The organism is Halolamina salina, assembly GCF_054653455.1.
On record NZ_BAAIGE010000002.1, the window covers coordinates 188700 to 211660 of the forward strand.

A 22961-nucleotide genomic window follows, 5' to 3' on the forward strand; every position below is an offset into this window, starting at 1 on the left:
AGCCGGAAGCAGTTACGTCTCCCCGGCCCGCGGCACCTCGGTCCGGTGTCGACGGACCGGGACCGGCCGCCGCCGCCCACGACCGGAGTGAGAACGTCTATAAAGCGCGTGGTCGAACCCACGGGCGACTACTGATGCCACTCGATCCAGTTCGTCCGGCAGGCCGTCCGTCCGTGGGGTGGTCGCCGTGACCGAGTCACGGTTGCTCGTCCCGGTCGACGAGTCGGCGAGCCTCCGGAACACGGTCGCCTACGTCGTGGAGGAAGCGCTCGCCCGCGCCGACGAGGCGGGGTCGCCGCCGGCGATCCACTTCGTCTACCCGCTCCCGGAAAAGATCACGTTCCGCTCTGGCTCGCCGCGGGTCGACGCCGCCCGGACGCTGCTCGACCGCGTGGCGTCGTGGGCCGAGGAGGACGCCGACGGCGCGGACGTGACGATCGAGACGGCGCTCGTGGCCACCCACGAGTACCTCTCGACGCCCAACGACTACGCCGACGTGCTCGTCCGCTACGCCAACGAACATGACCTCGGGCTGGCGGTGTTCGACCCCCGGTACGACCCGATCGGCTCGACGCCGCTGCTGCCCTCGCTGGAGGCGGAAGTCCGCCGGGCCGGCCTCGCGGTCGAGGAGGCGCCCCGGAACGTCGAGACGCCCTCCCAGCCGCTGGTCCGCCGGGGGACGCTCACGCAGTTCTTCGCGCTGTTCGCGGCGTCGTTCGCGTTCTACCTCCTGCTCGCGGGCTCGATCGCCCCCTTCGAGCTCGCGACCGGCACGATCAGCGCGGGGATCGTCGCCGTCGCGCTGTGGCGCGTCTCGCTCACGTCGGCGATCGATCTGAGCCAGACCGCCGGCCGGCTGGCGCGGTTCACGCTGTACGTCCCGTTCCTGCTCTGGGAGATCGTGAAGGCGAACTTCGAGATCGCGTACATCGTGCTCCACCCCGACCTGCCGATCGACCCCGAGCTGGTGGAGTTCGACGCCGCGGTCTGGTCGGCGCTGCCGGTGACGACGCTTGCCAACAGCATCACGCTCACGCCCGGCACGCTGACCGTCGACGTGGAGCGCCAGCACATGGTCATCCACACGCTGACGGGAAGCGCGCGCGAAGCGCTGTTCGCGGGGACGCTCGAACGGGCGGTCCGGTTCGTGTTCTACGGCCGCGCGGCCGCCCGGATCCCCAGCCCGTTCGAGCGCCGACAGCAGGAGGAGAACGAATGATCGAACAGGTCCTGCTGGGCGCGGCGACGGTGTTCGTCCTCGTCTCGCTGGTGGGGATCTACCGGGCGATCGCCGGGCCGACGATGCCCGACCGCGTGATCGCGATCAACTTCGTCGGCTCGAACGTCGTGATCGTGATCGCGCTGATCGCCGCCGCCATCGGCGAGCCCGGGGCGCTGGACATCGCGCTCGTCTACGCCCTGCTGAACTTCCTGCTCAGCATCGCCATCTCGAAGTTCCAGGTCGAGCGTGGAGGTGTGCTATGACGCCCCGCGAGATCGCCGTGGTGGTGTTCGTGGTCGGCGGCGCGTTCTTCGCTGTCGTCGCCGCAGTCGGGCTGCTCCGACTGCCTGACGTGTACGCGCGCGCCCACAGCACCTCCAAGAGCGAGACGCTCGGCGCCGTGCTCTCGCTGGGCGCGGTCGCGGTCACCTACGGGGTCGGCTTCGACACGCTGAAAGTCGTCTTACTGCTGCTGTTCATGTTCATCACTAACCCCACTGCAGCCCACGCCATCACCCGGGCGGCGAACGAACTCGGAATCGAACCGTGGACCGGCGAGGAGGAGGAGCCATGACGCCGTTCGAGATCGCCCTGCTCGCGCTGGTCGTCGGCGCCGCGGTCGCGACGGCGGCGCTGCGCAGCGTCCTGAGTTCGGTCGTCGCCTTCGGCGCGTACAGCCTCGGCATCGCGATCGTCTGGGTGTTCCTCCGTGCGCCCGACGTGGGGCTGACGGAGGCCGCCGTCGGTGCCGGCGTCATGACGGTGCTGTTCCTGCTCACGATCGTGAAGACGGAACATCGCGAGACGGAACGGACGTTCGAACGCATCGACCTCCGGGCCGCCGGCGTGGCGGTCGCGCTCGTGTTGGTGCTGTCGACGACGCTGTTCGCACTGCCCGCGGTGGGCGACGCGAACTCGGCGGTGTCCGACGACGACGTGACCGAGTACTACCTCGACAACGCCTACGAGGAGACCGAAGTCAAAAACGCCGTGACGGCCGTGCTCGCGGCCTACCGCGGCTTCGACACGATGGGCGAGGCCGCGGTGGTGTACTCCGCGGGCGTCGGACTGCTGGTCGTGCTCGACAGGGAGGTGTTCGGCTGATGAGCGATCGACAGCCCGCCGGAACGCCCGACACGGAGGTGCCGACGGGCCAGAGCGGCCCGTACGTCGGCAGCCCGATCATCATGGCCACCGTGCGCGTAGTGACGCCGTTCGTGTTCACGTTCGGCCTGTTCGTGATGTTCCACGGGGCCGACTCCTCCGGCGGCGGCTTCCAGGGCGGCGTCATCGTCGGCACGGTCGTCCTGATGCTGGGGATCGCGTTCGGGATCGAGGCGACCCGGGAGTGGATCGGCAGCAGGCTCCCGGTCGCGCTGATCGGCGTCGGCATGCTCGCGTTCCTGTTCACCGGGATCGGGAGCGTGCTGCTCGGCGCCGGCTTCCTCGAGTACTCGGTGTACCACGACCTCGGCATCCCCCACGCGACGAAGTACGGGATCGAGTTCGTCGAACTGGGGATCGGCGTGATCGTCTCGGGCATCGTCACCGGCCTGTTCTTCGCCATCGCGTCCGGATTCAACGGGGGTGAGTCGGCGTGATCGACCTGCTCGCGTCGCGGGGCTACTTCCTCGTCGGCTTCCTGCTGATGGGCGTCGGGACGTACGTGCTGATCGGCAGCGACAACCTCATCAAGAAGGTGATCGGGATGAACGTGTTCCAGACGGGGATCTTCCTGTTCTTCGTCGCCTCGGCGTTCGTCTCGGGGGCGAGCCCGCCGCTGCTGTCGGCGTCGCCGCCGTACGTCAGCCCGCTGCCGCACGTGCTGATCCTGACCGCCATCGTCGTCGGGGTCAGCCTCACCGCGGTGGCGCTGGGGCTGATCGTCCGGGTGTACGACGAGTACGGCTCGCTCCGCGAGAGCGAGATCCGGGAGGTGAGCCTCGATGAGTGATCTCCCCGCGCTGCTGGTGGCGCTCCCGCTGCTGGGGTCGACGTTCGCGTTCCTCGCGGGCCTCGCCCGTTCACGCTCGGGCTGGCCGGTCGCGCTGGTGACGACCGCCGTGCAGGTCGTCGGCGCCGGCGTACTCGCTTCGCGGGCGTTCGACTCGACGGTCAGCTACGTCGTCGGCGGGTTCGAGGCGCCGTTCGGCATCGAACTGTACATCGACGGCCTCTCGGCGACGATGGCGCTGCTGGTCGCGGTGGTCTCCTTCGGCGTGCTCGCGTACGCGCGGCGGGCCGGCCCGCGGAGTAACGCGTTCTACGCCGTCTACCTCCTGCTCGTCGCCGGGCTGACCGGGATGAGCATCACCGGCGACGTGTTCAACATGTACGTGTTCCTCGAGATCACGGGGCTGGCGGCGTACGCGCTGGTCGCCAGCGGCGAGGGCGGTCGCTCGGCCCGCGCCGCGCTGAAGTACCTGATCGTGGGGACGGTCGGCGCGAGCCTGTTCCTGCTCGGGATCGGCTACGCCTTCATCGCGACGGGGACGCTCAACATGGCCGACCTCTCCCAGCAGCTCGCGGCAGTCGGCTACGACGCGACGCTGGTGCAGGCCGCGTTCGCGCTGCTGGTCGTCGGCCTGTTCGTCAAGGTCGCGGTGTTCCCGCTGCACGCGTGGCAGCCCGACGCCTACGCCGGCTCGCCGGACTCGGTGAGCGCGCTGATCTCGGCGCTGGTGTCGACGGTCGCCGCCTACGCGCTGATCCGAATCGTCTACACGGTGTTCACCGTCGAGTTCCTGCAGGCAAACCCCGCGGCGCGCTCGCTGCTGGTCGCCGCCGCGGTGGTCAGCATCGTCGTCGGCAGCGTGCTCGCGGTGTCCCAGACCGACATCAAGCGGATGCTCGCCTACTCCTCGATGTCGCAGTTCGGGTTGGTCGTCGGCGCCGTCGCCGTCGCGAACGAGACGGCGCTGATCGGCGCGACGATCCACCTCGTGGGCCACGCGATCATGAAGGGCGGCCTGTTCCTGACCGCCGGCCTGATCGCGACCGCCACGGGCGCCCGGACGGTCGACGAGTACTCGGGGCTGGTCGGGCGGCTCCCCCTCGGCGCGGGCGCGTTCGGCGTGCTCGCGCTGGGGATGGTCGGCGTGCCGCCGGCGGTCGGCTTCGTCGGCAAGTGGTACGTCGCGCTGGGCGCCGTCGAGGCGTCGGCGTGGCCGCTCGCGGTCGTTATCCTCGCGAGCACGCTGCTGACGCTTGCGTACTTCGCGCGGATCCTCGAACGGATGTTCTTCCGTGACAGCGAGGAGCCACGCTCCTCGGGAAGCAGCGAGGAGCCACGCTCCTCGGAGAGCGGGGACACGGCCGATACCCCGTCGGCGACCGACGGCGGCGCGGATCTGTCGCGCCCCTCGATCGGCATGACCGCCACCGTCGTCGTCGCGGCCTTCGCGGCGATCGCCCTCGGGATGCTCGCCTTCGAGTACGGACAGCTCCTCGAACCGACGGTTCAGGCACTCCTCTCATGACCGAGATAGCTTCACTCAGACCCCTCGCAGCGGTGCTCGTGCCGGCAGTCGCCATCCTCCCGATCCTCGCCTCGCGGGGGCGGCAGAACGTCCGGGAGACGTGGACGCTGCTCGCGGCGCTGTCGGCGCTCGGGATCGTCGCCAGCATGGTGCCGGGCGTGCTCGCGGGCGACACGTACGTCAGCGCCGTCGGCACGCTCGTCCCCGGCGTCGAGTTCGCGGTGCAGGCGGACGCGCTGGGCGTGCTGTTCGGCCTGCTCGCCAGCTTGCTGTGGCTGGTCACCAGCTTCTACAGCATCGGCTACATGCGCGGGCTCGACGAGCACGACCAGACGCGCTACTTCGCGGCCTTCGCGGGCAGCGTCGCCGCCGCTATCGGCGTCGCGTTCGCGTCGAACCTGCTCGTGCTGTTCGTGTTCTACGAACTGCTCACGGTCGCGACCTACCCCCTCGTCAGCCACGACGAGACCGACGAGGCCCGCGCGGCCGGCCGGAAGTACCTCACCTACACGTTCGGCGGCGGCGTCGCCGTGCTCGCTGGCTCGGTGCTCGTCTACCTGCTCGCCGGGACGACCGCGTTCGCGCCCGGCGGCATCGAGGCGCTCGCGGGCAGCGATCCGACGCTCGCCCGCGCGGCGTTCGGGCTGCTGATCCTCGGCTTCGGCGTGAAGGCGGCGCTGATGCCGCTGCACTCCTGGCTCCCCGACGCGATGGTCGCGCCGACGCCCGTCTCGGGGCTGCTGCACGCGGTCGCGGTCGTGAAGTCCGGCGTGTTCGGGATCGCGCGCGTGATCCTCGAGGTGTTCGGCCCCGAGACCGTCGCGGAGATCGGGATGGGCCTCCCCCTCGCTGTGGTCGCCGCGTTCACGCTCACCGTCGCGAGCGTGATCGCGCTCCGGCAGGACAACCTCAAACGCCGGCTGGCGTTCTCGACGGTGAGCCAGCTCTCCTACATCGTGCTCGGGCTGGCGGTCGGCGCAGCGCTCGCGCCCGGCCGCGCGTCAGCGTACGCGCTCGTCGGCGGGCTGCTGCACATCCCTGCCCACGCGTTCATGAAGCTCACCCTGTTCTTCTGTGCGGGCGCGATTCACGTCGAGACCCACACCGACGACATCAGCGACATGGCGGGGATCGGCGAGCGGATGCCGCTGACGATGGCCGCCTTCGGCGTCGCGTCGCTGGGGATGGCGGGCATCCCCCTGCTCGCCGGCTTCGTGAGCAAGTACTTCCTGCTGATCGGTACGGTCTCCGGCGGCCAGCTCGTGTTCACCGCCGCGCTGCTGGTCTCAGGGATTCTCAACATCGCGTACTTCTGGCCCGTCGTCTACGCCGCCTTCTTCGAGTCGCAGGGCGAGAGCGACGGGAAGCCGCTGCTCGAACACGTGCTCGGCGGGCGGTTCGCTGCCGACGACGAACTCGCGACTGATGGCGGTCGCTCCGAGACCGAGCACGGCGAAGAGCACGACGACCACGGCCACGGCGGCGACTGGGACTCCCGCGGCTGGTTCGGCGGCGAGTCCACGTGGTTCATGCTCGGGCCCATCCTGTTCGCGGCGACGGGCTCGGTCGTGCTCGGCATCGTCCCCGACACCGCGGTGTTCCTCCGGATCGTCAGGCTGATCGTCGCGGCCACCACGGGGGTGAACGTCTGATGGAGCCGATCGTTCCGCCGTTCGTTCCGGTGATCGTCGCCGCGCTCCTGCTGCCGCTGCTCGGCCGGAAGCTCGGCCACGCGGCCGCGGGCCTGCTGACGGGCGCGGTCGTCCCGTACGTCTGGCTGGTCGACTCCGGCGCCCACTTCGCGAACGTCGACCTGTTCGGCTTCGAGACGGTGCTCTTCAACGTCGATCCGTTCTCGACGCTGATGGGGCTGATCTTCGCGTTCATCGGCGCGGTCGGCGTCGCCTACTCCTACTACAGCGACGCCGAGAACGTCCAGACCGCGTTCGCGCTCTCCTACGTCGCGAGCAGTCTGGGCGCCGTCTTCGGCGGCGACTGGCTCACCCTGATCTTCTTCTGGGAGCTGATGGCCGTCACCAGCACGCTGCTGGTGTGGCACTACGGCGGGAAAGCGGTCCGCGCGGGGTTCCGCTACGCCCTGCTCCACGGCGTCGGCGGCACGCTGTTCCTCGGCGCCGTCGTCTGGCATTTCGCGGAGACCGGCACGTTCCTGTTCGCGAGCGTCCCCGGCGGTCCCGAGACGGCGGGGCTTGCCGGCCCGGTGGCGCCGGTACTCGCGGCGCTCGGCGTCGGCGTCAACGTCGGCTTCGTGGGCCTGCACGCGTGGCTTCCCGACACGTACCCGCGCCCGCACATCGCGGCGAGCGTGTTCCTCTGCGTGTACACGACCAAGACCGGCGTGTACGGGATGTACCGCGTGTTCCCGGGGGACGGCAACGTCGCGGTCGCGTACATGGGCGGCGTGATGGCCGTCTTCGGCGCGACGATGGCGCTGTTCCAGAACGACATGCGCCGGCTGCTCTCCTACCACATCCAGTCGCAGGTGGGCTACATGGTCGCCGGCGTCGGCATCGGCGGCGCGCTGGCACAGGCCGGCGCCTTCGCCCACGTGTTCAACCACATCCTCTACAAGGGGCTGCTGTTCATGACCGCCGGCGTCGTGATCTACCGCACCGGCGAGGAGAGCCTGAAGAAGCTGGGCGGGCTGGCCCGCGAGATGCCGATCACCGCGGGGGCGTTCACGGTGGCGGCGCTGTCGATCGCGGGCTTCCCCGGCTTCAACGGGTTCGTGAGCAAGGGGATCGTGATCTCCGCGAGCCACTACGCCTTCGAGAAGGGGCCGATCCACCTCGGCGACTTCTACACGCTCGAACTGCTCCTCCTGCTCGGGGGCGTCGGGACGTTCATGTCGTTCATCAAGTTCGGCTACTACGCGTTCTTCCACGGCGAGTACGACGGCAGCGTGAAGGACGCCAACCGCGGGCAGGCGGCCGCGATGGTGCTCGTCGCGGCGCTGTGCGTGTTCTACGGGATTTTCGACGGCGCGCTGTTCGGCCTGCTCCCGTTCGACGTGACCGACGGCGACGTGGTCGCCCACGCCTACCACACGTACACGGTGCCCCACCTGATCGAGGGCGTCGCGCTGGCGGTGCTGGGGCTGGTCGGCTTCGCGCTCGTCAAGAAACCCCTCTCCGGGCTGGGTCGGGTGCCCGACGTGGACAACCTCTACAACCCCGCGACGTTCTACGGTGCGCGCTACCTGGTCGTGGGCGTCACCGAACTGTACGCCCGCGTCGACGACGCCGCGGTCGCGTTCGCGAAGGCGTCGGTCCGGGCAGCGAAGGATCCCGACGCCGCGATCGCGCGGGCGACGGGCCGGGAGTCCGTCGAGACGAAAGCCGGGATCGACCGGAGCCTGCTGTTGGTGCTGGCGGTGCTGGTGGCGGCGCTGGCGGTGCTGTTGGTGTAGGCGACTCCAGCGACCGCGGCCTGCTGGTCACCCAACGCTTTCCGCGTTCTTCGAACCTCCGAGCCGTCGCTCAGTCGGCCGCCTGCCCGCCGTCGACCGGCAGCGTGTGCCCCGTCACGTAGGAGGCGTCCGACGAGCAGAGGAACGCGACCGCGCCGGCGATCTCCTCGGGGTCGGCGATCCGGTCCATCGGTACCTCCCGCATCGCCGAGGTGTCGTAGTCGGCGCGGAGCGTCCGGATCGCGGTCTTTACGAGTTCGACGGCCGTCCGAACTCGGTCCCACAGCGACGACCCGCCGGGCCCGCCGATCAGGCCGGACTGGATGTTCGTCTTCGTCGGCCCCGGAGCGACGGCGTTCACCCGGACGCCACGTTTGGCGTACTCCAGCGCGACCGATTTCGTCAGGCCGACGACGCCGTGCTTGCTCGCCGAGTAGCTCGAGAGCCCGCCCATCCCGACCAACCCGGCCTCCGACGCGGTGTTGACGATGGCGCCGCCGCCGTCCTCGACCATCACGGGGAGTTCCGCCTTCATGCACGCCCAGACGCCCTTGAGGTTGATGTCGACGATGCGGTCCCACTGGGCCTCCTCGATCCCCGTCGTCTCGACGAACCCAGTGAGGATGCCGGCGTTGTTGTGCGCGATGTCGAGGCCGCCGTACGTCTCGACCGCCACGTCGACCATGTTCTCGACCGAGGCGGTGTCGGAGACGTCGACCTCGACGAACGTCGCCTCGCCGCCGGCGCGCTCGATCAGGTCGACCGTCTCCCGCCCGCCGTCGGTGTCGATGTCCGCGACGACGACACTGGCGCCCTCCTCGGCCAGCCGCAGCGCCGAGGCACGGCCGATCCCCGACGCCGCTCCCGTGACCACTGCCGCCTGCCCGTCGAATCGTTCCATGCCACTGACTAATCGTTCGTTCAGCATAGCCCTTCCCCCTCGCCGCCGAAGAAGGCACGCGATCGACCGCGGTGACCCACGCGAACCGAGTTCGATAGAGCGGTATGTGATTTATCGATTCCCGAATCCCCGTCCGTGGCTTTATACAGGTGGCCTCGGTAATCCGCCCATGAGCAACCGAGGCGAGGATCTCGAGTCGCAGGTCGCCGAGCTACAGGCAGCGGTCGACGGGCTGACCGAGGAACTCGTGGAAACCAAAGAGCGTGTCCGGCAGCTCGAGGAGACGACCGACTCCCTCGAAGCCGACGACGGCGAGGCGGAGAGCCGGACGACCGCTGAACAGCAGGCACAGGCCCGCGGTGCGGAGCGCCGCGACGCCGAGTTCGTCGCCGAGCGGGACGACGACGCCGACGAGGCCGCCGCCGAGGGGGAGGAGGAGGAATCCGACGACGACGACGGCGACGACATCATCGTCGCCTGAGGCCGTATGCACATTCAGGAACTCGTTCTGGACGACTTCAAGAGCTTCGGGCGTGAGACCCACATCCCGTTCTACGAGGACTTCACCGTCATCACCGGTCCCAACGGCTCGGGGAAGTCAAACATCATCGACGGGGTGTTGTTCGCGCTGGGGCTCGCGCGAACGCGAGGCATCCGCGCGGAGAAGCTCACTGACCTGATCTACAACCCCGGCGGCGAGGGGAGCAACACCGACGGCCCACGCGAGGCGTCGGTGACGGTCGTGCTGGACAACTCCGACGGCACCCTCAGCCGCTCGCAGGTGACCGCCGCCGCCGGCAGCGAGAACGTCGGCGACGTGGACGAGATCACCGTCAAGCGCCGGGTGAAGGAGACCGAGGACAACTACTACTCCTACTACTACCTCAACGGCCGATCGACGAACCTCTCGGACATCCAGGACCTGCTCGCACAGGCCGGGATCACCCCGGAGGGGTACAACGTCGTGATGCAGGGCGACGTGACCGAGATCATCAACATGACCCCCTACCAGCGGCGGGGGATCATCGACGAGATCGCGGGCGTCGCGGAGTTCGACGAGAAGAAGGCCTCCGCCCGGGAGGAGCTGGAGGTGGTCGAGGAGCGCATCGACGAGGCCGAACTCCGGATCGAGGAGAAGGAGTCCCGGCTGGAGCAGCTGGCCGACGAGCGCGAGACCGCCCTCGAGTACCAGGAACTCCGCGAGGAGCGCGAGGAATACGAGGGCTACCTCCGGGCGGCCGAACTCGAAGACAAGCGCGAGGACCTCGAACAGACCGAGGCGAAGATCGAGAACGCGGAGACGAAGCTCGAGGAGAAGCAGGCCGCCCTCGACGAGGCCGAGGGGAAGCTCACCCGACTGGAGGCGGAACTCGACGAGCTCGACTCCGAGATCGAGCGCACCGGCGAGGACGAGCAGCTCCGGGTCAAAAGCGAGATCGAGGAGGTAAAGGGCGAGATCGCCCGCCTCGAGGACCGTATCGAGGCAAGCCAGGAGCGCATCGAGGAGGCCGAGTCCGAGCGCCGCAGCGCGTTCGTGGACATCGACCGGAAGGAAGAGGAGATCGAGGAGCTCGAAGACGAGATCCGCGACCTGAAAGTCGAGAAGGCGAACGTCAAAAGCGACATCGTCTCGAAGGAGAGCGACCTCCAGGAGGTCGAAGAAGAGATCGAGAACGTCGACACCGCGTTCGACGAGCTCAAGGCCGAACTCGAACGCGAGAAGGAGGCGCTGGAGGCGCTGCGCGAGGAGAAAAACGAGAAGCAGCGCGAGAAGGACCGCCTGCTCGACGAGGCCCGGCGGCGCTCGAACCGCGTCAGCGACCGCGAGGACGAACTGCAGGAGGTCCGCGACTCCCTGCCCGACCTCCGGGCCCGGGTGTCGAACCTCCGCTCGGAACTGGACAAAGCCGAGAAGAACGAGTCCACCGCGGCGTCGATGGTCGAGGAGCTCAAGCAGCGTAAGCAGGAGCTCAACGGCGACATCTCCGAGGTGGACGAGGAGCTCCGGGAACTGCGCAACGAGTACGCCGAACTCGAGGCCAAGGCGAGCGACAGCGGCGACACGTCGTGGCCCCGCGCCGTCACGGCGATCAAGAACGCGGGGAAGCGCGGCGTCCACGGCCCCGTGGGCGAACTGGCGTCGGTCCCCCGAGAGTACGCCGAGGCGTGTGAGACCGCCGCCGGCGGCCGCCTCGCGAACGTCGTCGTCGACGACGACGGCGTGGGTTCGGACTGCATCGACTACCTGAAGTCGCGGAACGCGGGCCGGGCGACGTTCCTCCCGATGACGGAGATGAACGACCGCAGCCTCCCCCGCGAACCGAGCGACCCCGGCGTCGTCGGCTTCGCCCGCGAACTGGTCGACTACGACGACCGCTACTCGGGCATTTTCTCCTACGTCCTCGGCTCGACGCTGGTCGTCGAGGACATGGAGACCGCCCGCCACTTCATGGGCGACTTCCGGATGGTCACCCTCGACGGCGACCTCGTCGAGAAGTCCGGCGCCATGACCGGCGGCTCCGGCGGCGGCTCGCGCTACTCGTTCTCGAAGTCCGGCGGCGGCCGGCTCGAACGGCTGGCCGAGGAGATCCACGAACTCGAAGAGGAGCGCCAGTCGATCCAGGACGACCTCGACCAGGTGGAGGCCGACCTCACCGACGCCCGCGAGCGCAAGAGCGCCGCGGCGGAGAAAGTCCGCGAGATCGAGACCGACGTGGAGGACGCCGAGGAGGACGTCGCGGAGGCGGAGGCCCGGATCGAGGAGATCGAAGACGAGCTCGCCGACCTCCGCGAGGAGCGGGAGGAAGTCGACGCGCAGATGACCGAGCTGGACGGGGAGATCGCCGACCTCGACGAGCGGATCGCGGCCGCCGAGGAGTCGATCGAGGAGATCGAGGCCGAGATGGCCGACTCGAAGATCCCCGAGCTCTCCGCGCGGGCCGAGGAGATCCGCGAGGAGATCGACGCGCTCGAGGACCGCAGCGACGACCTCGACGCCGAACTTGGCGACCGGCGCCGCGAGAAGGAGTACGCCGAGAACTCCCTCGAGGACCTCCACGACACCGTCGAGGAGGCCCAGAACCGGAAAGCCGAACTGGAGAGCGATATCGAGGAGTTCGAGGCCCAGATCGAGGAGAAGGAGGAAGTGCTCGAGGAGAAACACGAGAAGGTCGCCGAGCTCGAGGAGCAGCTCGCCGAGCTCAAAGAGGAGCGCGAGGCGCTCAAAGCCGACGTGCGCGAGGCCCGCAGCGAGCGCAACGACCGGCAGGACGAGGTCGATCGCGTCGAGAACCGGCTCGACTCGCTCAAACGCAGCGCGGTCGCGCTGAGCGAGGAGATCTCCGACCTCGAGAGCCAGGTCGGCGAGTACGACGCCGACGAGATCCCGCCCCACGACGAGGTGGAGGCGGAGATCGAGCGGCTGAGCGAGGAGATGGAAGCGCTGGAGCCGGTGAACATGCTCGCGATCGACGAGTACGACGAGGTCGAGGCTGATCTCGACCAGCTCCGCGAGCAGCGGGAGGTGCTCGTCGAGGAGCGCGACGGGATCGAGGACCGCATCGACGGCTTCGAGCAGCAGAAGAAACAGACGTTCATGGACGCCTTCGAGTCGATCGACGAGCAGTTCCAGCGCATCTTCTCCCGGCTCTCCGACGGGACGGGGGAGCTGGTGCTCGAGGACCCCGAGAACCCCTTCGAGGAGGGGCTGACGATGAAGGCCCAGCCCGCGGACAAGCCCGTCCAGCGGCTGGACGCGATGAGCGGCGGGGAGAAGTCGCTGACCGCGCTCGCCTTCATCTTCGCGATCCAGCGGCACAACCCCGCGCCGTTCTACGCGCTGGACGAGATCGACGCGTTCCTCGACGCGGTCAACGCCGAGCGCGTCGGCGAGATGGTCGACGACCTCGCGGGCGACGCGCAGTTCGTCGTCGTCAGCCACCGTTCGGCACTGCTGGACCGCTCCGAGCGCGCGATCGGCGTCACGATGCAGGAGGACAACGTCTCCGCGGTCACGGGGATCGACCTCGCCGACGGCGAGGAGCCGGGGGCGGAGGTGGCGACCGATGACGACTGACGGGAACCCGGCACGGAGGGGACGATGAGCGACGAGGAGTTCTCGATCGACATCGCGGGCCACGAGACCGGCGATCCGGGCGTCGACGACGACCTCGTGAGCGACGATGCCGCCGAGACCGACGACGAGGACGGAGAGGTCGAGCCGGTCGAAGTGCTCGTCAATCTGGCCGAGGACGGCGAGATCGACCCGTGGGACATCGACATCGTCGCGGTCACCGACGCGTTCCTCGCCGAACTCGACGAGGCAGACCTCCGGGCCTCGGGCCGGGCGCTGTTCTACGCCTCGGTGCTGCTGCGGATGAAGTCAGAAGCGATGCTGGGCGACGACGAGCCCGACGAGCCCGAACCCGAGCCGTGGGAGACGGCGATGCGGCGGGAGGCGCCGCCGCCCGGCGAGGACGACGGCTTCGACCCCGTCGATCAGCTGGAGGCGGAGATGGACCGCCGGCTCGAACGAAAATCCACCCGCGGGACGCCGGAGACGCTGGACGAACTGGTCCGGGAGCTCCGGGACGCCGAGCGGGGGAGCTGGTGGAAGGAGTCCCGCAGCTACGACACCAGCGAGTCGCCCGCGGGCTACGACCGCGGCCCACAAACGCTCGACTACCACGCCGGCGACGACTTCCGGCGGGACGAGGAGCCGACCGAGGACGACGTCACCGGCACCACCCACACCGAGGACATCGACGAGGTGATCGCCGACGTGGACGGCGCGCTGGCCGAGCACTACGACCGCGGCCGCGACGAGGTGCTGTTCGTGGAGGTGCGCGACGCCGGCGGCCGGCCGGTGATGACGTATCTCGCTCTCCTCTTCCTCTCGAACCGGGGCGACGTGCGGCTGAACCAGGACGACCTGTTCGACGACCTCTGGGTGCAGGACCCCGCGGCCGTCGACGCCGAGGAACCCGGCGGTGCCGGCGTCGTCGAGTCGGACGCGGAGGCCGACGACGCCGGTGACGCGGTCGACGGGGACGCCGCTACCCCGTCGACCAGTGACGCGACCGACGACGACGCGGCGGCGTCGAGCGCCGGCGACTCCACGGCGGCGGAGGATTGACGCCGAAACGCCTAACCGACCGCCGAAAGAACGCCGGGTATGGTCGCTCCAGCCAACGTCGCGGGCGAGGCGTTCGATTTCCTCGTCTCGCACCCGCTGTTCACGGTGGTGCTGGCCGGGATGCTGGGGTTCGTCTTCTTCATGTATCTACTCGTGCGCCGGACGCTACTCGGGCTCCGCGAGGGGTTCGACAGCGGGAAAGGACGGTGAGGCTCCCGTGGTAGACCCGCTCACTATCGGAACCGCGCTCGTGGCGGCGCTCGCGAGCCTGTTCATGGCGTGGGCCATCGGCGCCGGCTCCTCGGGATCGACGCCGTTCGCCCCCGCGGTCGGCGCCAACGCCATCTCGGTGATGCGCGCCGGCCTCGTGGTCGGGGTGCTCGGCTTCGCCGGCGCAGTGCTGCAGGGCCAGAGCGTCACGGAGGCCGTCGGCTCCGAGCTGGTCGGCGGCGTCTCGCTCACCGCGCTGGCGGCGACGGTGGCGCTGTTGATCGCGGCCACGCTGGTCGCGCTGGGCGTGTTCCGGGGCTACCCGATCGCGACCGCGTTCACCGTCACCGGCGCCGTCGTCGGCGTCGGCCTCGCGATGGGCGGTGAGCCGGCGTGGGCGAAGTACCGCCAGATCGTGACGCTGTGGGTGCTCACCCCCTTCGTCGGTGGCGGGATCGCCTACGCGACCGCGCGGCTGCTGCGCGCCGAGCGCGTCCCCGAGCGCGTGCTCGTGCCGACGCTCGCGGCGCTGGTCGGCGCGATCGTCGTCAACGTCGACTTCGCGCTGCTCGGCCCGGCGGGCGGCAGCGGCTCGATCGCGGGTGAACTGACGGCGGTAGTCGTCGGCGTGGCGCTCGGCGGCACCGTCGGATCGCCGCGGGAACTGCTTCTCGTTCGCGGCGGCGTCACGCTCGCGCTGTCGCTGCTGGTCGCGCTCGCGCTCGCGGCCGACACGCGGCGGGACGCCGAGAACGCCCAGCGCCGCTTCCTGCTCGTGCTGGGCGGGCTGGTCGCGTTCTCCGCCGGCGGCTCGCAGGTCGGGCTGGCGATCGGCCCGCTGGTGCCGCTGCTCGATACGTTCCAGTCGATTCCGATCGTCGCGCTCCTGCTCGGCGGCGGCGTGGGGCTGCTCGTGGGGTCGTGGACCGGCGCGCCGCGGATGATCAAGGCGCTCGCACAGGACTACTCCAGCCTCGGCCCGCGGCGCTCGATCGCCGCGCTGATCCCGAGTTTCGCGATCGCTCAGACCGCCGTCGCCTTTGGCATCCCCGTCTCCTTCAACGAGATCATCGTCTCCGCGATCGTCGGCTCGGGGTACGCCGCCGGCGGCGCGGGGGTGAGCCGGAAGAAGATGCTGTTCACGGTGCTCGCGTGGGCCGGCTCGCTCGCGCTCTCGCTGCTCCTGAGCTACGGCGTGATGACGGTGATCGAGTCGATCTAATCCTCGCCCAGTTCCGACAGGTCCTCCGTCACCACGTCCTCGGGCAGCGCCGCCAGCGCCTCCTCGGGCCAGTCGTCGTGGCCCAGCGTGAACGTCGTCTCGGGGTTCGCGTCCGCGAGCGACGCGACGCCCTCGGCGGCGGCGACGTACGCCGGCGGCTCCAGTCGATCGGGCGTCTCGGCGTGTAACGGGTACGTCTCCGAGAGCGACGGCGGGAACGGGCCGAAGGGCGGTTCGACGCGCCAGACGGCGTCGTGGTCGTGGTCGGCAGGCTCGCCGAACTCCGTCAGCAGCGTTCGCTCGGGGGTCTCCAGCCGGGCGAGGCGCTCGTGGTGTCGCAGCACTTCGGGCCGGCGGGCGCTCTCCGGCGAGGTGTAGAAGAACGTCCCCTTCGAGACGCGGTCGTTCGCCTCCAACTGCTCGGCGTGATCGAGCAGCGCCTTGTAGCCGTCGGCGCTCGCGGGGTGGGCGCGGGCGCGCTGCTCGACCAACTCCATGAGGCTCCCCTCCCGGATCGCCTGCCGGACCCGGCGGATCTCCGCGAACGTGACGTGGAGGTTGTGCTCGGCGAGCGCGTTCTCCCGCTCGCGGTCGTCCAGCGCGCGCAGCGAGTCGGGGTCGTGCTCGGTACAGATCGGGCAGGGACAGGGGAGGTAGCTGAGCTCGTCGAGCTGTTCGGTGCCGCTGACGGTGAGATACCGGCCGTCGCGGGCGTACAGTGCGTACGCCGCGGAGTCGAACAGGTCACAGCCCACCGCGGCGGCGAGCGCGAACATCATGGGGTGGCCCGCGCCGAACAGGTGGACCGGGCAGTCCGCGCCCAGCCCGCGCTTGGCGGCGGCGGTCACGTCGATCATGTCGTCGTAGCGGTAGCTGTTCAGGAGGGGCACGACCGCGCCGACGGGGAACACGTCCAGTTCCGTGCTCGCGGCGTGGGCGCCCGCCTGCTCGCGGAGGTCGGTGTACGTCGACCCCTGCACGGGCGCGTTCACCAGCATCTCGCCGGTGTCGACGGCCTCGGCGTCGGCGAGCGCCTCCTCGGTGGCGGCCAGTTCCTCCTCGGCCTGCTCGCGAGGGACGTCCGGCGGGGTGGGGATGTCGACGGGCGTGCCGATGTCGCTCCCGATCTCGTGCTGGAAGTTCAGGATTTCGGTCGTGGTCGTGTCGATCTCGCCGTACTCCGCCAGTTGGAACGAGCCGGAGTCGGTGACGATCGCGCCCGGGAAGTCGAGCATCTCGTGGAGGCCCTGCTCCTCGGCGCGTTCCCGGAGGTCGTCGGTGGTGCGGATGATGTAGGAGTTCGTGATCAGGATCTCGGCGCCGAACTCCTCGTGGAGCCGGCGGGGCGAGATCGTCTGGAGGTTGGGGTTGACGACCGGCATCAGCGCCGGCGTCTCGACGGTGACGCCCGCCCGGGGCACTGTGAGTCGGCCGACGCGGGCCAGCCCGTCGCTGGCCCGGATTTCGAAGGCGTCGCGCATGGATCGGCTTTCGCGGGGGAACGGTAAGGGGTTGCGTTGTCAGGGCAGCGCGGCGACGACGGTCGCCGCGGCGTTCCCGCTCTGCTCGACCGCCCCGGTCGCGACGAGGTACAGCGAGAGGAAGATGATCGAGTTGTACGTGCCGTGGACGAGGATCGGGACGACGAGGTTCCGGGTGTACTCGTAGATGGCGCCGAGGATCAGGCTCGGACCCATCAGGACGCCGATCGTCACCAGCACCGCGGAGGGGTTCGACGCCACCAGCGAGCCGACGTGGATCGCCGCGAAGATCGCGCTGGCGACGATCACGCCCGGCACCGCGGTGAACTCCTCGCGGATGCGGTTCTGGACGACGCCGCGGAACAGCAGCTCCTCGCCCGGCCCGATCAGGAGGAACGCGCCCGGGAGGAGGTACAGTACGATCTCGGGGTTCGCCATCGCCATGTCGGTCACCTGGTTCTCGGCGGCCTCCGTCCCGGTCGCCGTGAGCAGTTGGCTGACGGCGATCAGGTAGACGAAGGAGAGTACGAGCGCACCGATCACGATCCCGAACTCCTTGACCGACGGGAGCCGGATCCCGATCGAGCGGACGGGGATCCCCCGCCGCCGGAGGTAGAGGTAGCCGACGCCGAGGAACGCGACGCCTTGGGTCAGCAGCAGGGAGAGCACGATGCTGAGGACGGGGGTGACCGTGACGCCGGCGAGGCTCAGGAGGAGGCCGCTGGACAGAACCAGCACCAGCGCGACACCGATCCCGGCGATGCCGAGACCGAGGCCGACGCCGACCGCACGCAGTCGGGAGTCCATACCGGAGGGCGGGCCGCCGAGGCCAAAGACGTTCCCCTGTCAGCCGAGTTCGTACCGGCTCACCGCCAGCGCCGCCCGGCCGTCACGGATCTCGCCGTCACGAACTGCGGCGACGAGGTCGTCGTAGTCGGTCGTCAGCGTCCGGATGCTCTCGTCGTCGTCGAGCTCCTGTTCGGCCGCCGGCTCGCAGCCCCGGGCGACGAACGTGTGGTGCAGCGAGTTCGCGATCCCGTTGACCGGCTCGGTCGTACAGAGATGTTCGATCGAGTCGGCCGTGTAGCCCGTCTCCTCACGAAGCTCCCGACGGGCGGCGGCTTCGAGGTCGTCCTCCTCCGGTTCGACGCCGCCGGCGGGCAGCCCGCGGTTGACGCGGCCGACCGCCTGCCGCCACTCCTCGATCAGTACTACCTCGTCCCCGCCGGGGAGGAACGGGAGCACGACGACGCTCTCGACCTCCTCCACGTGGTGGTACTCCGTCTCGGTCCCGTCGGGCAGTTCCACGTCGTCGCGCCGGACCGCGAACCCCGGGCAGCGGTAGTCGATCTCGGTGTCGAGCGTCTCCCACGCGAGGTCGTCCTCAGTCATGAGCGGGAGTGCTGCCCGGCCGCAAGAAAAGGCGGTCGGTCCGCCGTGGCGTCGACGGTCGCCGCCCTACCGCGTCAGCCAGAGATCCCGGGCGCCGACGCCGGCGATGACGACGGAGACGGCGGTCAGGCCGAGGTCGAGCCCGGTGTACCAGAACGGCAGCCACGGGAACACGCCCCGGAGCATCACGGCCGCCTCGTCGAGTAGCGGGATGGTCCCCCCGGCCCGATCGGTCGGCGTCTCGCCGACGTACCACTCGCCCTCGGGATGTTCGCCGCCCGGGACGCGGTCGGCCTCGTAGGGGATCTGGTTGGTGGTGACCGACCACCGGACGGTGCCGTTGCGGTCGACCTCGAGGATGCGCTTGTTGAGCGTGTCCGTCACCAGCGTGTGGCCGTTGGCGAGGCGGTCGGCGTCGCGGGGCCAGCGCAGGTCGATGCCGCCGGCGCGTTCGAGCGTCCACGCGACCTCCCACTCGCCGTCCTCGCGGTGGAGTTCGGCGACGCGGTTGTTGTCGCTGTCGGCGACGAGCACGGCCGCCTCGCCGTCACCGCCGGGGGTGCCGCCGAGCCACTGCGGGTTGTGCTGGTGGTCGATCACCTCGGGGTCGCCACAGCGCACGTCGCCGTCGCCGTCGGTGTCCTCGAGCTGGCGCTTCCCGCCGGGCATACAGGAGTCGTCGGGGCCGCCGTCGTCGGCGTTGATGGTTTCGATCACGCCCTCCTCGCGGTCGACGACGAGGATCTGGTTGGCGTTGCGGATCGAGACGAGGAACTGGCCCTCGCCGACCACGTCCACGTCGTTGATGTGGAGCCAGTCGACCCGGGTGGGGTCGGCGGGGGCGTCGTAGTAGCTGCTGGCGTTCCACTGCCAGACTGGCTCGCCGTCGCGGACGATCAGGAGCCGTTCGTGCTCCATGTCGCTCAGCAGGTACTCGCCGCCGCCGAGCTTCTCGACGTCGTGGACCTCGCTGTTCCCGCTGCTCCGGACGGGGAAGGAGTACTCGTACTCGATCGACTCGGTGTCGGGGTCGAGGATCCGGAACCCGGTGTGGGTACACGGCGACTCGTAGGGGCCACAGTCCTCGTAGCCGCCGTCCATGAACCCGGCCATCACGCTACCGTTGTCCAGTTGGGTCACGTCGAAGTAGCTGTCCGTATCGTCCATGCGCCACGCCACGCTGCTGCCCTCGTACATCGCGACGCTGCCGTACTGGTGCCAGCCGGGGCCGCCGCCTTGGATCCCGACGAGCGTCTGCCGTTCGCCGTCGGTGCCGGCCACGGACGCGTCGGGGGCGAGCGCCGCGCTCGCGCCCATCGTCACCACGAGGAGGGCCACGGCGCCGATCACGAGGACGGCGCCGCGTCGCTTCCGGTCCATTACCGTACAGTCGGTGGGCGCCGGGGCATAACCCTTGTGAGGACGGCCAGCGCGGGGAGCGCTGTCGATCCGAGACGACTCAGGCGGTCACGACGGTTCGAAACGCGTCGTCGACCGCCGCGAGCGTCTCCGCGAGCGAGCCGGAGTTGTCGACGACGACGTGGTCGTCGCCCTCGATCGGCTCGAACTCGTCTTTGAGCTGGGTGTACACCGAGAAGTCGGCGTCGCTCTCGTCGTCCTCCTCGCGCTGGCGGCGCTCGATGCGCTCGCGCACGACCGACTCCGCACACTCGACGCGGACGAGGCGGAACTCGACGCCGGCGTCGTCGGCGACCGCGGCGGCGCGTTGCCGGAGCCGTCGCCGGCGGAACGTGGCGTCGAGGACGACGTGCTCGCCGGCGTCGAGGCGGTCCCGCGCGCGGTCGAACAGTTCGTCGTACACCGCGGCGGACTCCTCGGCCTCGTAGGTCGGCTCCGGGAACAGTTCCTTGCGAACTACGTCGGTCCGCAGCATGCGGGCCGGGAGCAGTTCGGCGATCCGCTCGGCGACGGTGGATTTGCCGGTGCCGGGCAGCCCACACACGAGGACGAGCATTCGTTTTGTTGGGTGGGGTGCGCGCACTAATAGTCAGCGCTTCAGGGTGGGGGGTGTCACTGCTCGCCAACGAGGTGGACCGTTACACACTACTACGGACTCCTCGCTGTCGCTCGTCGATGTGAGAATGCGGGAAGTGGGCCGGCGCGACTCTGGATTACCGCGACCCCGACCTACGCTGTCCGTCGATTCTCCGAACTTAAACTCCGGTTCACTCATTGTTGGATACCTCCAGTTGGTCGATGTACTCGCGGCGGTTCTCCATCCGCTCGTGCCGTCGACGCCAGCGCTCCTCGCGGCTCGCCCAGTCGTAGTGGTTCTCGATCACGTCCACCGTCGCGTTTACGCGCTCGGAGACCACCTCCGGCGGGAACCCGAGGTTCAGTTGCCACGTGATGCTGCCTGTCCGGATCCGGTGAGGAGACCGTGATGACGGGCACTTGCTGGCGTGGACGTACTCCGTCCAGTCGCACTCCTCACGCTCCTTGTCGTGGGGACAGTCGAGCAGCAAGCACGGCTCCGTCGCCATGTACGACCAGTTCCGGAGCGTGTTGTTCGTCGGTCGGCCCACCGCACTCGGGAGCAGCGGCTTCCGGTCGTAGTCGTCGCGCACGTCCCGTCGCTCCTCGTCGACGTACTCCCGGACCACGTCCATCGCCTCCGTCGGGAGGGCGACCGGACGCTCGCCGCTGGATTTGTTCTTCAGCGGTGTATCCGTGTCCGGCCGGTGCCGGAACTCCACGCACTCCTTCTTGAAGTCCACGTCACGCACGTCGAGGCCGCGGATGCTGCCCTGTCTAGCGCCGGTGTGCCACGCGATTTCGAGGAAGGTGTGGCCTCGACGCGCCCGATACTGCGGACTCTCGCGGTACGCTTCCAGCAGCGCCATCGCCTTCTCCGCCCGGAAGGACGCGTCGCTGGCGCGCTCGTTCCGGTCGAGATCGGGGACACGCGCCGCGTCAGCCAGCCCGTCCTCGACGGCGTCAAGTTGCTCATCAAGGTAAGTCAGGAACGTCCGCAGCGTTCGCATCTCCCCCTCTAGCGTCACAGGTTTGATGCGCGAACTTCGGAGTTCATAGTACTCGTCCAAGTCGTAGGGCCGGAGTTCGCTCACCGAGTCGACGCCGATACCCTCGCACCACTCGACGAAGAGCTTGAGCCGGTACTTCCACGACCGAACGCTCGACTCCGTCGCGTCTGCCCGACGGCGACGTAGATAGCGCTGAACGGCGCTCCGAACGGTCATGTCCTCGGGATCGGGGCGATCCCGACTCACAAGCTTCCCCCCGGCGCCGTGTCGCGGCGGTTGTGCGCCGTGACGTGCTTCAGAATCTTCTCGAGTTCCTCGACACGCTCGGCGAGCTCGGCGCGGGTCGGCGGCTCCCCACCGTCGGCGACCGCCGTGGTGCTCTCCCGCTGCTCGTCGATCTCCGGATAGGCCGGTTGCTCGCTCGACGGCACGCGGTAGAGGTCGAACTCGTCGCCGTCCTCGACGCCGTCGAGATCGAACGGGATGATGTCCTCCTCGGCCGGCTCCGTCGGCGCGTGCGGGTCGAGCGGGCGGCAGAGCACGGTCTCGCGCGGCGTGACCGAGAGCCCCTTCGCCGACTCGTCGAGGCGCTCGAACAGGTCGGCCACGGTCTCGTCGCTGTAGACCGTCGCCGTCACCTGGCCGACTTGCACGGACAGGCGCTCGGGGTCACTCATCGGCGGCACCCCCGATCCACGTCTGCCGCGCGGAGAGCGCACGGCGCCCGGCCTCTGTCAGGCTGTAGGCGTTCGTCCGACCGTCGGCGTGGGCCTTCTCGACCAGCCCCTCGTCGACGAGATCGTCGAGGTTCGGGTAGATCTGGGCGTGGTTGACGTGGTCGCCGTAGTACTCCTCCAGCCGGCGCTTCACGTCCACGCCCTTCAGGTCGGACTCGTCGGCGAGCACCCAGAGCACGTCGCGCTGGAACGCCGAGAGGTCCGAGAGGCCCGTCACGTCGCTCATCGGCGCCCTCCGTCGACGCGGTGCTTCTCCCGGCAGTCGTCGCACAGGAGCACGTTCCAGCCGCGAACGTCGAAGTCGAGTTCCTCGGCCGGGACGAGCTGTAGCTCCCAGCCGTTCAGAGTCGTGAAGTTGCAGTTGTCGCACGTCGACGCTCCGTCGTCGCCGACCGGACCCGGCTGGTCCGTCGCGACGGCGGTGTCGCTACTGTTTTCCGAAATCGGTCCCTCACTGCCTGTGCGGGGTGTATCCCCCGCGATTGTGTTCACGGACATAGCTGGTCCGGGAAACACCTCGGGGTCGTGTGCCAGCACGGCCCCTCTGTCGCTAACCTACCAGAGTCATCACCAACCTGCTCGGTGTCTCCTCACTCCTCTCAAGCCACTCGTATTACGTAAAGGTAACGCTAGTTCTTTCTAAGCTCTATAGTACTCTAGAAGACTAGTGGTGCCCAATAGCAATTTTGCAGGCAAATAGGCCGGAGGGTGCCTTTACGCACTAGCAATGAGGAAGTCTGGATCCTGG

General features: G+C 69.1%; 24 protein-coding genes. 14 read left to right on the top strand and 10 right to left on the bottom strand.

The genetic code is table 11. From position 1 onward, the window contains the following. Positions 1-187 precede the first annotated feature (187 nt). From ACYQZ5_RS01315 to ACYQZ5_RS01355, 9 genes are read left to right on the top strand one after another with little or no spacing between them, the layout of a single operon-like run. On the top strand, positions 188-1219 hold the full coding sequence (locus tag ACYQZ5_RS01315; protein WP_379818592.1) for a monovalent cation/H+ antiporter subunit E: 1032 nt from the start codon (positions 188-190) through the stop codon (positions 1217-1219). Beyond that, complete coding sequence (locus ACYQZ5_RS01320; RefSeq protein WP_379731019.1) at positions 1216-1485, top strand: monovalent cation/H+ antiporter complex subunit F; 270 nt, start codon at positions 1216-1218, stop codon at positions 1483-1485. Before ACYQZ5_RS01315 ends, ACYQZ5_RS01320 begins: the two co-directional genes overlap by 4 nt. Then, the gene (gene mnhG, locus ACYQZ5_RS01325; RefSeq protein WP_379731018.1) at positions 1482-1796 is read left to right on the top strand and encodes a monovalent cation/H(+) antiporter subunit G; all 315 of its coding nucleotides are present in this window, start codon (positions 1482-1484) and stop codon (positions 1794-1796) included. The genes ACYQZ5_RS01320 and mnhG overlap by 4 nt, the downstream gene beginning before the upstream one ends. Further along, entirely contained in the window at positions 1793-2326 is a 534-nt protein-coding gene (locus ACYQZ5_RS01330; RefSeq protein ID WP_379731017.1) for a DUF4040 domain-containing protein, read from the top strand. Before mnhG ends, ACYQZ5_RS01330 begins: the two co-directional genes overlap by 4 nt. Further along, positions 2326-2823 carry an MnhB domain-containing protein gene (locus ACYQZ5_RS01335; protein WP_379731016.1) on the top strand — a complete coding sequence of 166 codons (498 nt, stop codon included), beginning with the start codon at positions 2326-2328 and terminating at the stop codon, positions 2821-2823. Before ACYQZ5_RS01330 ends, ACYQZ5_RS01335 begins: the two co-directional genes overlap by 1 nt. After that, positions 2820-3176, top strand: coding sequence for a cation:proton antiporter subunit C (locus tag ACYQZ5_RS01340; RefSeq protein WP_379731015.1), 357 nt, complete (start codon positions 2820-2822; stop codon positions 3174-3176). Before ACYQZ5_RS01335 ends, ACYQZ5_RS01340 begins: the two co-directional genes overlap by 4 nt. Beyond that, positions 3169-4701, top strand: coding sequence for a monovalent cation/H+ antiporter subunit D family protein (locus ACYQZ5_RS01345; RefSeq protein ID WP_379818594.1), 1533 nt, complete (start codon positions 3169-3171; stop codon positions 4699-4701). The genes ACYQZ5_RS01340 and ACYQZ5_RS01345 overlap by 8 nt, the downstream gene beginning before the upstream one ends. Then, positions 4698-6353 carry a cation:proton antiporter gene (locus ACYQZ5_RS01350; RefSeq protein ID WP_379818596.1) on the top strand — a complete coding sequence of 552 codons (1656 nt, stop codon included), beginning with the start codon at positions 4698-4700 and terminating at the stop codon, positions 6351-6353. The genes ACYQZ5_RS01345 and ACYQZ5_RS01350 overlap by 4 nt, the downstream gene beginning before the upstream one ends. Then, positions 6353-8131 carry a Na(+)/H(+) antiporter subunit D gene (locus ACYQZ5_RS01355; protein ID WP_379731101.1) on the top strand — a complete coding sequence of 593 codons (1779 nt, stop codon included), beginning with the start codon at positions 6353-6355 and terminating at the stop codon, positions 8129-8131. Before ACYQZ5_RS01350 ends, ACYQZ5_RS01355 begins: the two co-directional genes overlap by 1 nt. 70 nt (positions 8132-8201) lie before the next feature. On the opposite strand, the gene ACYQZ5_RS01360 is transcribed toward ACYQZ5_RS01355, so the two are convergent. Next, positions 8202-9032 carry an SDR family NAD(P)-dependent oxidoreductase gene (locus ACYQZ5_RS01360; RefSeq protein ID WP_379731100.1) on the bottom strand — a complete coding sequence of 277 codons (831 nt, stop codon included), beginning with the start codon at positions 9030-9032 and terminating at the stop codon, positions 8202-8204. A 169-nt stretch (positions 9033-9201) separates the two neighbouring features. On the opposite strand from ACYQZ5_RS01360, the gene ACYQZ5_RS01365 reads away from it, so the two are divergent. The 5 genes from ACYQZ5_RS01365 to ACYQZ5_RS01385 all read left to right on the top strand — a co-directional run bounded on the left by ACYQZ5_RS01365 (position 9202) and on the right by ACYQZ5_RS01385 (position 15598). Continuing rightward, positions 9202-9513, top strand: a complete 312-nt coding sequence (locus tag ACYQZ5_RS01365; RefSeq protein ID WP_379731099.1) for a DUF7518 family protein — start codon at positions 9202-9204, stop codon at positions 9511-9513. A 6-nt stretch (positions 9514-9519) separates the two neighbouring features. Continuing rightward, positions 9520-13107: a chromosome segregation protein SMC gene (smc, locus tag ACYQZ5_RS01370; protein WP_379731098.1), complete on the top strand. Its 3588-nt coding sequence runs from the start codon at positions 9520-9522 to the stop codon at positions 13105-13107. Positions 13108-13131: 24 nt separating this feature from the next. Next, positions 13132-14166: a segregation/condensation protein A gene (locus tag ACYQZ5_RS01375; protein ID WP_459844879.1), complete on the top strand. Its 1035-nt coding sequence runs from the start codon at positions 13132-13134 to the stop codon at positions 14164-14166. Between the two features lie 39 nt (positions 14167-14205). Then, positions 14206-14376: a DUF7859 family protein gene (locus tag ACYQZ5_RS01380; protein ID WP_379733466.1), complete on the top strand. Its 171-nt coding sequence runs from the start codon at positions 14206-14208 to the stop codon at positions 14374-14376. Between the two features lie 64 nt (positions 14377-14440). Beyond that, positions 14441-15598, top strand: a complete 1158-nt coding sequence (locus tag ACYQZ5_RS01385; protein WP_459846577.1) for an inorganic phosphate transporter — start codon at positions 14441-14443, stop codon at positions 15596-15598. Here ACYQZ5_RS01385 and tgtA read toward each other — a convergent pair. The 9 genes from tgtA to ACYQZ5_RS01430 form a co-directional block, all read right to left on the bottom strand. Continuing rightward, the gene (gene tgtA / locus ACYQZ5_RS01390) at positions 15595-17079 is read right to left on the bottom strand and encodes a tRNA guanosine(15) transglycosylase TgtA (protein ID WP_379732044.1); all 1485 of its coding nucleotides are present in this window, start codon (positions 17077-17079) and stop codon (positions 15595-15597) included. The genes ACYQZ5_RS01385 and tgtA overlap by 4 nt on opposite strands. Before the next feature lie 39 nt (positions 17080-17118). Further along, complete coding sequence (locus ACYQZ5_RS01395; RefSeq protein ID WP_379732043.1) at positions 17119-17886, bottom strand: CPBP family intramembrane glutamic endopeptidase; 768 nt, start codon at positions 17884-17886, stop codon at positions 17119-17121. Positions 17887-17925: 39 nt separating this feature from the next. Beyond that, on the bottom strand, positions 17926-18471 hold the full coding sequence (locus ACYQZ5_RS01400; protein WP_379732042.1) for an NUDIX hydrolase: 546 nt from the start codon (positions 18469-18471) through the stop codon (positions 17926-17928). Between the two features lie 66 nt (positions 18472-18537). Then, positions 18538-19851 (bottom strand): aryl-sulfate sulfotransferase, encoded by a 1314-nt coding sequence (locus ACYQZ5_RS01405; RefSeq protein ID WP_379818897.1) that lies wholly within the window; start codon positions 19849-19851, stop codon positions 18538-18540. Positions 19852-19930: 79 nt separating this feature from the next. Next, positions 19931-20446 carry a P-loop nucleotide/nucleoside kinase family protein gene (locus ACYQZ5_RS01410; RefSeq protein ID WP_459844883.1) on the bottom strand — a complete coding sequence of 172 codons (516 nt, stop codon included), beginning with the start codon at positions 20444-20446 and terminating at the stop codon, positions 19931-19933. 211 nt (positions 20447-20657) lie between these two features. Beyond that, positions 20658-21692 carry a tyrosine-type recombinase/integrase gene (locus tag ACYQZ5_RS01415; RefSeq protein WP_459844887.1) on the bottom strand — a complete coding sequence of 345 codons (1035 nt, stop codon included), beginning with the start codon at positions 21690-21692 and terminating at the stop codon, positions 20658-20660. 26 nt (positions 21693-21718) lie between these two features. Next, on the bottom strand, positions 21719-22153 hold the full coding sequence (locus ACYQZ5_RS01420; protein ID WP_379730517.1) for a hypothetical protein: 435 nt from the start codon (positions 22151-22153) through the stop codon (positions 21719-21721). Continuing rightward, positions 22146-22439, bottom strand: coding sequence for a PadR family transcriptional regulator (locus ACYQZ5_RS01425; RefSeq protein ID WP_379730516.1), 294 nt, complete (start codon positions 22437-22439; stop codon positions 22146-22148). The genes ACYQZ5_RS01420 and ACYQZ5_RS01425 overlap by 8 nt, the downstream gene beginning before the upstream one ends. After that, positions 22436-22750, bottom strand: a complete 315-nt coding sequence (locus ACYQZ5_RS01430; protein WP_379730515.1) for a hypothetical protein — start codon at positions 22748-22750, stop codon at positions 22436-22438. The genes ACYQZ5_RS01425 and ACYQZ5_RS01430 overlap by 4 nt, the downstream gene beginning before the upstream one ends. Between the last annotated feature and the right edge of the window lie 211 nt (positions 22751-22961).